The organism is Aquimarina megaterium XH134 (genome assembly GCF_000520975.1).
Taxonomy (GTDB): domain Bacteria; phylum Bacteroidota; class Bacteroidia; order Flavobacteriales; family Flavobacteriaceae; genus Aquimarina; species Aquimarina megaterium.
The window spans coordinates 38,757-51,502 of sequence record NZ_JACB01000035.1 but is presented as its reverse complement, the minus strand read 5'-3'; the positions used below and the strand labels follow the sequence as shown (position 1 = coordinate 51,502).

Below are 12,746 nucleotides of genomic sequence, written 5' to 3'. Positions count from 1 at the left end.
AAATGAAAAAAACATATAAAATCAATAAGGTTTTTATTCTCATGATGGCAACAGCGATGATGTTGGTTTCGTGTGAGTATGGTACCACAAATGATGATCCTACAAGAATTAGTGGAGACGCGGTACCAACATTGGCAGTTATGCCTATAATGCAGATACAATCACATAGAAATATTACTGCAGGATTAGGACGTTTGTCTGGGATCGTAACACAACAATGGATCGGTTTTGATGCACAACAAGTAGCATATACTACATATGCCATAGGAGAAACTGATATAGAAAACTTCTGGAACAACGGGCTATATGTTGGTTCTATGAGAGATTGTGTAGATATTATAAACAGAACTAGTGATATTGAAGGAGTAAATACAAGAGGTGTTGCAAAAATATATCTTGCAGCGAATTTAGGTATGGCAACCAATTCATGGGGTGACGTTCCTTTCTCTGAAGCTTTTCAAGGAGCTGATAATTTATTTCCAAAGTATGATACTCAAGAATTCATATATTCAGAAATAATTAGATTATTAGATGAGGCTGAAACAGATTTAAATGCTACTGATCCTCTTGGAAGTATTCAAGGAAGTTTAGTATCTCTAAGTAATGCAGGTTGGATTAAAGTGGCTAATGCTTTAAAAGCACGTTACCTTATTCAACTTACAAAAAGAGATCCTCAAGCATCAACAAAGGCATTGGCTGCTATAGCTAATGCAATGGGAAGTAATGCAGATCAAGCACAATTTAACTTTGAGGATTCTCAAAATGGTGGTAATGCATTAGCTTTATTTGGTCAGGGAAGACCAAACACTATGATCATTGATCCTCAATTTGCTACACTTATGACAGGAGATCCAAGACAGGATTTATACATGACAGAAGATGATGGAGATTTCTTATTTTATGATGGTTCTAATGAAGATTTATTCTGGGCACAATTTGATTCTCCAGGTCTGTTAATGACTTATGCAGAACAAAAGTTTATCGAAGCTGAAGCTCTTGAGCGTACAGGTGGAGATGGTACAGCTGCATTAGTAGCTGCTGTAACTGCAAATATGGAGTTTATTGGTGTACCTGCAGCTGATATTGCAACATATACTGGTGCATTAGCATTAGGAGGTACTCTTGATGCTGATATCGAGACTATTATTGGAGAGAAATACAAAGCTCTTTACGGTAACACTCCTATCGAAGTATGGAATGATTATAGAAGAACAGGATTCCCTGCTTTAACAGCAAATCCTGATGGAGCAAATGGTTTTAACCCTTCTGGTGTTATCCCAAGACGTTGGTTATATCCAATTTCTGAAAGGGTGTCTAATCCAGATTCTTTCCAAGCTGCCATTTCTGTACAAGGAGGTCATTTATTAGACGTAGATATTTGGGCTTATAAAGATTAATTAAGTCAGATAAATAATAAAGATTCGAAAGAGGTTATCCAATGGATAGCCTCTTTTTATTTGTCGAAAAAATAGCAATCATAATATTTAGAGCATCTCCTCTCCTTTTCTTACTCTATCAGTATCTTCTTTTATATACATGAAATATTTTCATATACAAAAGCAAAACAGATTCAAATAGTACGCAATCAAGATTATCTTTCATTGCGAGTATAAACTCTTTTCAAAAAAATACGCAATAGAAGTAATCATTAGTATATAATAGGTAAGAAGTTATTCTAGATTTCTAAAAAAGAATAGCAATCACTCATTGTATTTGTACAAACAAAGCCGGCTTTTATAAGTCGGCTTTGTTTATTCTTTGTAGCACTTTTATTCAAATAACAAATCAATTATATCATCAAATTACGCAACCATATAGAAGCAGGCAGTCTATAAGACAAATACTTTAAATAAATAACTCTAATTAAAATTAAGCTAAATGAAAACATTAACAAGAAACATACTTATTACTTTATTTATCATTTCAATGCTAGCGTGTTCAAGCGATGATGATCGAGGGATTACAGGGGTATCTGCTGGAGTGGCTGTTAAACTAGTTGATACTGAAATAACCGTATTTGACATTAACAAAGACTTAAAAATTGATATAAACAGTTTTACAAATGCCCAGGTTACTAATCTTGATGTATATAAAGGTGCGACTAAAATTGCAGATGCTGTGATTTCGGGTAATACAGCTACTTTTAATTCTTCATCACTATTACCTTTTGTTTTTCCGGGCGAAGAAGAAGGAGAAACAGTTTCATCAGGAAGCTTCGACTTAGATTTGGTATACGATATTTCTGGAGGAAATATTCCCTCTGCAATAACAGCACAAAAGCTGTCGGTAGCAAAAGTCATTACGTTAACCGATAAGGTTTCATCTATAAAATTTAAAGATAGTGCGTCTACTAATTTGATCAAATATGTTACTTCTACCGCTGGAGTTAAGATTGATGACATTACAGTCACCTGGAGAAAAGGAGAAACAGGAACAGAAACAGATATTTCTACGGGCTTTAGTATTGACAAAGGGACAATTGATCTTAAAAACAAAGATTATATTGCTTATGGCCTTACAAAAGGAGATGTACTTATTTATTCCTTTACTGTCTCTAGCGGAACTCTTACTGATAAAGCAGAAGCTAAAATTGAAATTACACCTCAACCATTTAATGGTGGTGCAAGTGGAAATTTAAATAGTGATCTTACCAAAAACCAGATTGACCTCTTAACTGGTTCTATTTCTAAAGATGATACTTTTGCAGGAGATATTGATTTTGTCGGGCCGCAAGGGTTTGGAGCTATCAACAATACAGTTAATGGAGAAAATTACACTGTAGACATACAGTTTGTAAAGCTAGGAGGTACCGGAGCATCATTTTATGACGCATACAACGACGTAGAGCAAGCTAAAGTTGATTTTGACGCAGGAACACCTTCTACCTCTGTTCAAGTTATGAAAGACGAGATTTATGTATACAAAATTGTTAGAAATATCGGAACCACAGATACCCCAGTATTAAAAAATCATTATGGAGCTATTCTTGTAGGTGATATTACAGTGATAAATGCAGGAACAAATGTTGATATTGCTCTAACATTTAAAGAAAATAGCATCATAGATTAATTCTTTCTTTATCCATACATTACATATTAGGATGCGATCCTATTGATCGCATCCTTTTTTTGTATACAATTCCTAAAACTCATTTCTATTATACTATCTTTGGCTCCTATAAATAAGCTACAAACAATTAAGGTAATGCCAATCTACCGTTATGGCAGATATAGCCTTACTATACAATAATATACTATATACAGATGAAAAACGATTCCTTAGTTTTTGGTATCAGAGCAATTATAGAAGCTATAACGTCTGGCAAGACCATCGATAAGCTTTTTATCCAAAAAGGTTTACATGGTGATCTGGCTAAAGAATTAATGAGCCTTGTAAGGAAACAGAATATTACTATTAACTATGTTCCTGTAGAAAAATTGAACAGATTAACCCGTAGCAATCATCAAGGTGCTGTTGCCTATACCTCTCCTATCGATTTTTATGATCTCGAAAATCTTGTCATGAATGTTATTGAATCTGGAGAAACTCCTTTATTTTTAATTCTCGATCAACTTTCTGATGTTCGTAATTTTGGAGCTATTATCAGAACTGCAGAATGTACAGGTGTACATGGCATTATCATTCAGAAAAAAGGAGGAGCACCTGTTAATGCCGATACTGTAAAAACTTCTGCTGGTGCGGTATTCAAGATCCCAATATGTAAGGTAGATCATATAAAAGATGCCATGTTTTATTTACAAGGCTCTGGTATTCAGATAGTAGCTGCTACAGAAAAAGCCAACACCACTATTTATGATACAAATCTAACTATTCCTACCGCTATCATTATGGGAAGTGAAGGTAAAGGTATTTCTCAATCTGTATTAAAACTAGTAGATCAACAGGCTAAACTACCAATGTATGGAGATATTGCCTCATTAAACGTATCTGTAGCTTGTGGTGTGTTTTTATATGAAATTATAAGACAAAGGCTATAATACTGATTATTCTTCTTCAGGTCTATCTGTATTAGGTTTATATTCGTATATAATACTAATCTCATCATCCAAATCTTTCTGAGGCAGGTTTTCAATAAAATTACCATTCTCATCAAAATGCCTTAGAAATTCATCTTCTTCAGGATCATAATGGTCAGATTCCCAGATGTATTTTTTTGGTCGTACTACTCCTTTTTTGATAAAAAATGCTAACACAGCCCCAGATAGTATACCTGATAAATGTCCTTCCCATGAGATTTTAGGGTCTATAGGCAGTACATACATTACCATGCTTCCGTAAATAAAAACTACAACAAAGGATAATGCAATTAATCTAAAGTGTTTTGCGAAAATCCCTTTAAAAAATAAAAAACCAAAAAGCATATAAATTACACCACTTGCTCCGATATGATTCGCTGGCCGACCTAATAACCAGGTTAAAAAGCCCGTAAGAAAAACTCCTATACATAATACTTTCCAAGCGTTATTTTGATAGAAAAAGAAGAGTGCAGCCGATAAAATCAATAATGGTAAAGTATTATGCCATAAATGGGTGATATCGGCATGGATAAAAGGAGAGAATAGTATTCCTCTTAATCCAATCATTGTTCTAGGAAGTACTCCAAAATGATTAAAACTTAAACCAAAACGAATTTCAAACCAAAAAACTATCCAAATAAGTAACACAAACAACAATGGATATCCTACTACCCCCGTATTAAACTTAAAATGAGTCTCTTTTTCTTGCATAGTAATAAGAATATATCAAAAAAAAGTCCAAAACAAAAAGTTCGGTTAAAATGTCAGGTGTATCCTATATTTTATTCTAAGTCTGTAGATTTATAATAATTATACTATCTACAAGAAATGTTTTTAGAAAAAACATTTCTTAATCTATTACATATCTAATATTTGAGCTCAAAATTCTATAAAAGCTTGTATTTTTACACTTATGAACAAACCACTTGCAGAACGAATACGTCCAACATCCTTAGAACAGTACCTAAGCCAAGAACACCTGATTGGTGATGATGGTTCTCTGACCCAGCAAATCAAAAGAGGGCTTATCCCCTCTCTAATACTTTGGGGTCCACCAGGAGTGGGAAAAACGACATTAGCCAATATCATCGCTAACGAATCAGAAAGACCCTTCTACACTCTTAGTGCTATTAACAGTGGTGTTAAAGAAGTAAGAGAGGTAATAGATAAGGCTAAACAAAGTGGAGGTTTGTTTACCGCCAAAAACCCTATCCTGTTTATTGATGAAATTCATCGTTTTAGCAAATCACAACAAGATTCTTTATTAGGTGCAGTCGAGAAAGGATGGATTACCCTTATTGGGGCTACTACAGAAAACCCAAGTTTTGAAGTCATACCTGCACTCTTGTCTCGTTGTCAAGTGTATACACTTAATCCTTTTGGCAAGAAAGAATTAGAAGCATTACTCAATAGAGCTATGCAAGAAGATGAACATTTAAAATCTAAAGAAATAGTGCTTAAGGAAACAGAATCTCTACTAAGGTTAAGTGGTGGAGATGCTCGTAAGCTTTTAAATATTTTCGAATTAATAGTTTCTAGTCAGGATCAGGAACCTATTACAATTACTAATGACCTGGTTTCAAAATTAGTACAACAAAATACGGTACGATATGACAAAACCGGAGAGCAGCATTATGATATTATCTCTGCTTTTATTAAATCTATTAGAGGAAGCGACCCTAATGCTGCCGTATATTGGCTTGCACGTATGATTGAAGGTGGCGAAGATCTTAAATTTATTGCCAGAAGGCTAATTATATTGGCTTCTGAAGATATCGGAAACGCTAATCCAACTGCCTTGATTTTAGCAAATAATTCATTTCAGGCCGTTAATACCATTGGTTATCCCGAAGCTAGGATTATATTAAGCCAGTGTACGGTTTATCTTGCTTCTTCACCTAAAAGTAATGCATCTTATATGGCTATAAATAAAGCTCAGCAATTGGTAAAACAAACAGGAGATTTATCTATTCCATTACATATAAGAAATGCTCCTACCAAATTAATGAAAGAATTAGGATATGGTGAAGATTACAAATATGCCCATAATCATAAAGACAATTTTGTAAAACAAGAATTTCTTCCTGATGAGATTGCCAACACAAAATTATATGACCCGGGAAATAACCAGCGTGAAAACTCATTTAGAACATTTCTTAAATCAAGATGGGGAGATAAATATGAGTATTAACTCTTCTTTTATCTCCCCATTGTATAATTTTTCCTTTTAAAAAAGGAATGATCAAATTTTACTGTCTAGCAAAAGTATCTGTAATAAGCTTATTGGTTGCTGGATTAATACGCTCTAATATAAAATTACCATACCCATCAAAATACCCATTACCACTTAGATCTCCTGCTTGAACTATATAATTTTTTCCGCCTCCCGATTTAAAAATTTTCCCTATCGAGGTTTGCTTTTCTTCACTTTTAAATATCTCATATCCATAATCTTGTTTTTTGAACATGAAACTTACATCATTAAAAAGGTATGTAATAGAATTTTCTGATGGAGATGTAGCCTCTACAATTTCTTTCACTTCTTCTTTAGTTTGTATAGGCTCTTCTTTTTTAACACTCGGTGTTTTAACAACTTCTTTTTTTACAATCTCTTCTTCTTTATCACCACTATATGTATAGTTAAGCGCCTCTACCGAGGTAAAAGTATTTCTAAGTGCTTCATGATATGCCTCCTTAAACTCTTTTTTCCTACTCTTTCCTTCTACCGATGTAAATACAACACTACCATTACAATCTGTTAATTCTAATGTTAGCCTTGTTAAAAACACGCCGGATCTTTTTTTTACATGAGCTCTTAGAGCCTTACAACCATTAGTCTTAAGATCTTCTGGGAAATTTTCTTCTTTTATATAGGCCTCAAAGCCATACTTTGTCAATAAAAATTTAGTGAGTGAATTAAGCTGATACCTATCCTCTCCTTTTAAAAAATTATAGCTATTGGGCACTATGACATACTTATACTCATTGATATTTTTTTGAGCATTTACACTTAACGTAGAAATTAAAACAATCCCTAAAAACAAAATACGTAACATATCTATCACATTATGACATTAAAACCTAGTTGTACAGAAGTACCTCTTGCTTTTGCAAGGTTAGTATATTCTAACAAATTATTAGCCGAAATATAAAAATTAATTTTATTAATATGAATAGATGTAAGAAATCCTATATTATAATATGAATAATCATCAATAGTATATGTAAGTTTTGTTCTTAAAAAATTAAAAAAACGTTTATAATAAAACAATGAAGCTGCATATTGAGGTCTTTTGGGTCTAAATTGAGTAAATAACTGTACCCCTATAGCATCCATGTATGGAGGCTTTTCTCCCTCAATATAACAATCACATGTACCATCATCATATCGGTTAAAAGAATATCTAACAGAGCTGTTTAATTTTAAAGGGCGCATCGTTATATAAGTTGTACTTAATGTATCAAGCGGGACAGCTTCTTCTAGTTCATCTAAAAAATTCTGAGCATCCTGACCAGAAAACTGAATTGGTGTTTCAAAGCCTTCAAAAACATAATTACCTCGTGCTCGATAGGTTTCTACATCTTTAGTATACAATATCATCCCTAAATCATTTGCACTTCCTGTAATAGCCAGTTGTTCATTTATTTTATGAGTAAACCCTATATCTACACCAAGTCCCAGGTTTCCTCCCAAAAAAGCTCTTCCTATTAGTTTATTAACGATATCTTTTCCTTCTTTATCTTTAAGAGAAGCATACCCAGATGTTCTAACAGTAACATCTGCATTACTAATGACGTGTTGATAAACATTATTTCCTGCTGGGGTTTCTACAGTGGTAAAAGTTCCTTTGTTTTTAGCACTACGAATATGAAACATACTGGAATATAATTTGGCTCTGGCTCCAAAAGTTAACTTCTTATTTACCTTCTTTGTGTATCCAAAATGAAATGTAGTTAACAATTCTACAGATCCATTTATAGTAGAAAAACGAAACGGTTGATTAAGGAAATCCTGATTCCCTTGATAAGCAAGAACCACAAAGTCTTTCGGAAAATACCCTATAACATCTAATTCCTGATAGATTCCTCCAGAGAAATACATCTTTTTATTTTTTTTGCTTTCCCACCCAAAACTAATAAGTTCTAATTGCTGCGTAAGAGTTAAATAATCATTGCTTGTAAGCGTATTAAGTGTATTTTCTATTTTATCATTAATATCTCTTCCATCATCTGCAAAAACATCATAGATAGAGGCTCCTCTTAACCCTGCATTTATATGAAACTGTGATAAAAAAGGCACTCCTGCATGGTAATCAAAATTTATATCAGCTCCAGGATTAAGAAGTAAAGACTGAGGAAGGTCTGTGAAATCGTATAAGGTTTCTTTATTTTGAGAATACCCCAAGCATCCCCACAGACCTATAAAGAATATAATAATTCTCATAGTTCGTAATTAAAAAAGTAAGTTCCTTTGGATCGTAATTCAAGAATCCCTCGTAAACTACTATTAATATTTTGTACTCTCATTGAAGAAATAAGTCGTGTAGCATCTCTCAAAACATCAATGTCTGCAGTGTTGAGAATGATAACCTCTCTTGTAACAATGGGATCTGTACCTTCTCCGTTTCCAGAATTGGCAGTCATACTATATAAAGGGCCAATTGGCTGGTTATTATCGTTTAAAAACCCCAAATCAAATTCAAAATCACGCTCTATAGTATTGGTAAACTCAAAAGTTAATTCCACTCTTTCTAAATTATCTACTACAAAATCGGTTCCTAAAAGGTCATAGTCCAAAGTGTCATTTACAATTACCTCTGGAATAACAATCACAGGGTCTATATTAGAATCTATAAATTGGCTTGTATCAAATCGAGAATACACAAAATCAACCTCATAGACCGGAGTAAGCACAACGTTTTCTGCCTGATCAAAATCTACGTCTTTTACACAAGAAATTAATGGCATCAATATGCAGATAGTGCATAGTAATACATAAACTTTTTTTACTTTCATTTTGCAGGGAATTACAAAAAGTTAAGACAAATTCTTAAATTATTCATATCATTATCTTGTCTTAATTTCCTTTACTTCTAAGATTCACTTTATGACCTTCAATTATAACAACAGTATAAGTTACAAATACCCTATTTTCAAATTGTTAATTTATTTTGTGTTTTAAAGGATATAATTTAGAGCACTTAGTAATCACTGTTTAAGCTACTAAAAAATTTCTAGAATTGTACATGAATTGAAATAAATTACAAATATTTATCTCCTAAAGATACTTTTTAATCTGTTTTAATTCGGAAACTTGAATATTATGCGCTGGCAATTCTTCTTTATGATAATTAAAGCATATAGTTCTTAAGCCTACTGCCTCTGCTCCCAATATATCTGCTTCATAATTATCACCTATCATCATACTACTATCAAGTTTTGCACCAGATTTTTGTATTGCTTGTTCAAAAATAAATGGATTGGGTTTTTTAACGCCTGCTTCTTCACTATCTGTTATTGTTTTAAAATAATGTAGTATTCCAGAATTTGATAGTTTCTTGTTTTGTACTTCTTTAAAACCATTGGTAATGATATGTAAATCATATTTTGGATTAAGATACTCTAATAAATCCTGGGTTCCATCAATCAAATAGTTATGAAGCGGTAGAAAATTAATATAATCATCAGACATTTCATCTATAATTTCTAGAGAAAATGATATGTCAAGATGTGTAAAGGCTTCTGTAAGTCTACTTCTGCGAAGTTGTTTTTTACTTACTTTCTCTTCTCTGTATAATTTCCAATACTTCATATTAATGGGCTGATATACAGCCAGGAAATCTTCAATTTTCGTATTGACATTAAATTTATCGAAAATCATCTTAAATGCTAAAGAAGAGTTCTTGTCAAAATCCCAAAGGGTGTGATCTAGATCAAAAAATATATGTTTTACCGTACTATTCATCTTCTGTTGTCCAAATAAATTCTAAAATCGATTTCCAAAAAGGTTCATTTTGCAAATCACTAAACAATGTGTTACTAAAAACCGGAATAAAAACCCCATTTACCTTTTTTACTTTATCCATATATATGCTAATTTCTTTTCTTGCCGACATTAGATCATTAATATCTTCTCTATCACCCTGACTGGCAAAACAAAAAGAATACACCACTAAAGGAGTTTGCACCTCATAATCAAGATCATAAAACATGAACGGAGAGCAAGTTCCCGCTCTAAAACCAGATTGTTTGGGATAGCCCATAGAATAATCCTCTCCTATCTCTAACTCGATAAAATTGCGATATGCTTCTGGTAATTTTATTTTAAAAAAAGAGCAGAGTGAGTATTGAAGTCTTCTATTAACAATATTCTCTATTCGTAATTTTTCCTTTTTCAAAAGTGACAGATCAGAGATAGCTTCATATGAAACTTTTAGCCCTACATCAATATAATCTGCAATATGCTTAATAATAGTATGGTGTTTTGGGCGGTTATACCCTACATTTTTTTCATATTTAGAATAATCTCCCAATCCAAATAGAGCTTTAGCTTTTCTTTTTTTCTTTTTTTGAAGTTGAATTACAAAATCAAATATATCATATGGATCTCTTTTTAATCCAACAAGCACCTTTATTCTATCTGTTAGTTTATCAAATTGTAGTTTCCACAAATCTCGAATCCCTCCTCCTATTGATCGCAAAATGCCTTTATTTTTATACACAAAAGTCTGAGCAACAGAAAAAACTGGAATAATGGTAAATTTCTTTTTCCTAAATTCGAGGTCAGGGTATTTTTCTAAAAGCACTTTTTTGAATTTATATGCCCATATATCTATTACCGGATCTTGTAAAAAATCATAGATATATCCTATACTTTCTGTAGCAGGAAAACGTCCCATATTATCTTTTACATGTGGCAAATACTCCTCGTATCGGGTTAAGAGATAAAAAGTAGCTGCAAAAATATCAAACGGTAATGCAGAATCGGTATGCTTAACATCAAAAAAACATTTTGTTTCTTCCCAATCAAAAACTTGAACATCTACATCATTTAAGCCATGTTCAAAAAGCAAATCGACACTCTGAAAATAAAGTTCTTTTCCTAATGGTTGTCTTCCATACGAAAGCTTAGGGCCATCATGAGCGATAAAAGGTTCTATTTTAGATGTTAAATCAATATCCAAACCTAGTATTCGCTTACACATTTGTTTAAATGTATAGGAAACTCTTGGAGTAATTCTTTGTACGTGAATTAATAGCATATTGTTGTATTGTGAATTACGATTTATAATCCCGTAAGACTCACTTCTATATTATGGATTCGTCTGCAAAGCTAAAATAGTTTTTTTCTGTAATAACAAGATGATCCAGTAGATTGATATCTAAAGTTATCCCTGCCTGTTTTAGTTTTTGGGTTAACATTTTATCTGATTGACTAGGCATCACTACTCCACTAGGATGATTATGTCCTAATATTATTCCAGTAGCACCATATTCTAAAGCAGATCTAAAAACGATTCGGGCATCTACCAGAGTTCCTGTCTTTCCTCCAACACTTATTTGCTTTTTCTGAATTACTTTATTTGCATTATTCAGAAACAGCACCCAAAATTCTTCATGCTCAAGGTCTCCCATGATAGGGTGAAAAAGATGAAATGCATCTTTACTACATGTAATTTTTGGTATTACAGCTACATTTTCATCTCTTCGTCTTCTTCCTAGCTCTAAACCGGCAACAATAGTTATCGCTTTAGCTTCACCAATTCCTTTAAAATTCATCAATTGTTTCACAGATAATTTTCCCAACGCATTAATTTCATGATCTACACTAGCCAAAATACGCTTACTTAATGCAACGGCACTTTCTTCGCGATTACCCGAACCAATGAGTATTGCAATCAGTTCTGCATCTGTTAATGCGTTCTTCCCTTTAGCGATTAATTTCTCTCTTGGACGATCATTTTCACTCCATTCCTTGATAGAAAATGAAGAATTTAATTTACTCATATGACAAGTTTAACAATTAAAAATAGTTGGTAAATCCTATCTGTAAGTATAAACTATTTATCTCAATTACAACAACTTATTCCCGAATTAATATCACTATATTAACACTTCATTTGTTGTCAAATTGCATTATTTTACTATATATATTTGTTTGAAAATGAAAGTTTTACTATATTTGGTCACCCTTAATCCAAAAATGAATATTTTAACACCTTCAAATGAACCTATTTATGAAGAATATTTTTACTTTCGTTTTACTTCTTGCAACTGTGAGTTTCTATGGGCAGGATAAGAAGATTTCGTTTCTTAATTTAGTAGGAAATAACATACAGGTCCCTAAAGGATGCCAAGCACAATCTGAATATGAGCTGCAAGCTTGTGATGGAACATCTATAAAATGGGATTATTATAATGATGACATGTTATCTGCAGTTTTTGATGCTACAATAAGTGCATTTGCAGAAAGTAATAGTTCAAAAACAGAAGTAACCTTTACTTCTTTTGGTGCCCAATTAAAAGGATATAAATTTAAGATGGGTACTACTTTCCAATATTTTTTGAAAGGAACAATTAAAGATCAACCGTTAATGATCAATTTGGGTACTCCAAAAGATATTGCAAATAATGATGATCTAGATGGGTTTCTAAGTCTTTTCTTTGATGAGGTAAGTTAAAAAAACATATATATATAATATTCTATAA

12 protein-coding genes are annotated in these 12,746 nt (G+C 32.6%); 5 read left to right on the top strand and 7 right to left on the bottom strand.

Features of this window, described 5'->3' with window-relative positions:
- Positions 1-2: 2 nt before the first annotated feature.
- The 3 genes from Z053_RS0118320 to rlmB all read left to right on the top strand — a co-directional run bounded on the left by Z053_RS0118320 (position 3) and on the right by rlmB (position 3,998).
- Complete coding sequence (locus Z053_RS0118320) at positions 3-1,397, top strand: SusD/RagB family nutrient-binding outer membrane lipoprotein (RefSeq protein WP_025666444.1); 1,395 nt, start codon at positions 3-5, stop codon at positions 1,395-1,397.
- 481 nt (positions 1,398-1,878) lie between these two features.
- A complete protein-coding gene (locus Z053_RS0118315; RefSeq protein WP_025666443.1) occupies positions 1,879-3,069 on the top strand; it encodes a hypothetical protein in 1,191 nt (396 codons plus the stop codon).
- A 194-nt stretch (positions 3,070-3,263) separates the two neighbouring features.
- On the top strand, positions 3,264-3,998 hold the full coding sequence (rlmB, locus tag Z053_RS0118310) for a 23S rRNA (guanosine(2251)-2'-O)-methyltransferase RlmB (RefSeq protein ID WP_025666442.1): 735 nt from the start codon (positions 3,264-3,266) through the stop codon (positions 3,996-3,998).
- Positions 3,999-4,004: 6 nt separating this feature from the next.
- On the opposite strand, the gene Z053_RS0118305 is transcribed toward rlmB, so the two are convergent.
- Positions 4,005-4,748 carry a rhomboid family intramembrane serine protease gene (locus Z053_RS0118305; protein WP_025666441.1) on the bottom strand — a complete coding sequence of 248 codons (744 nt, stop codon included), beginning with the start codon at positions 4,746-4,748 and terminating at the stop codon, positions 4,005-4,007.
- A gap of 202 nt (positions 4,749-4,950) precedes the next feature.
- On the opposite strand from Z053_RS0118305, the gene Z053_RS0118300 reads away from it, so the two are divergent.
- A complete protein-coding gene (locus tag Z053_RS0118300; protein WP_025666440.1) occupies positions 4,951-6,228 on the top strand; it encodes a replication-associated recombination protein A in 1,278 nt (425 codons plus the stop codon).
- Positions 6,229-6,286: 58 nt separating this feature from the next.
- On the opposite strand, the gene Z053_RS31610 is transcribed toward Z053_RS0118300, so the two are convergent.
- From Z053_RS31610 to radC, 6 genes are all read right to left on the bottom strand, one after another.
- The gene (locus Z053_RS31610; protein WP_025666439.1) at positions 6,287-7,093 is read right to left on the bottom strand and encodes a hypothetical protein; all 807 of its coding nucleotides are present in this window, start codon (positions 7,091-7,093) and stop codon (positions 6,287-6,289) included.
- Positions 7,094-7,098: 5 nt separating this feature from the next.
- Positions 7,099-8,481: a DUF5723 family protein gene (locus Z053_RS0118290; RefSeq protein WP_025666438.1), complete on the bottom strand. Its 1,383-nt coding sequence runs from the start codon at positions 8,479-8,481 to the stop codon at positions 7,099-7,101.
- Positions 8,478-9,053 (bottom strand): hypothetical protein, encoded by a 576-nt coding sequence (locus tag Z053_RS0118285; RefSeq protein ID WP_152538338.1) that lies wholly within the window; start codon positions 9,051-9,053, stop codon positions 8,478-8,480. Before Z053_RS0118285 ends, Z053_RS0118290 begins: the two co-directional genes overlap by 4 nt.
- A gap of 262 nt (positions 9,054-9,315) precedes the next feature.
- Positions 9,316-10,002 carry a YjjG family noncanonical pyrimidine nucleotidase gene (locus tag Z053_RS0118280; RefSeq protein ID WP_025666436.1) on the bottom strand — a complete coding sequence of 229 codons (687 nt, stop codon included), beginning with the start codon at positions 10,000-10,002 and terminating at the stop codon, positions 9,316-9,318.
- On the bottom strand, positions 9,995-11,299 hold the full coding sequence (locus Z053_RS0118275; protein ID WP_025666435.1) for a DUF7033 domain-containing protein: 1,305 nt from the start codon (positions 11,297-11,299) through the stop codon (positions 9,995-9,997). Before Z053_RS0118275 ends, Z053_RS0118280 begins: the two co-directional genes overlap by 8 nt.
- Positions 11,300-11,345: 46 nt before the next feature.
- Positions 11,346-12,044 (bottom strand): RadC family protein, encoded by a 699-nt coding sequence (gene radC / locus Z053_RS0118270; protein WP_025666434.1) that lies wholly within the window; start codon positions 12,042-12,044, stop codon positions 11,346-11,348.
- 230 nt (positions 12,045-12,274) lie between these two features.
- Between radC and Z053_RS0118265 the strand changes: the two genes are divergently transcribed.
- Complete coding sequence (locus Z053_RS0118265) at positions 12,275-12,718, top strand: hypothetical protein (protein ID WP_025666433.1); 444 nt, start codon at positions 12,275-12,277, stop codon at positions 12,716-12,718.
- The last annotated feature ends 28 nt before the right edge of the window (positions 12,719-12,746 follow it).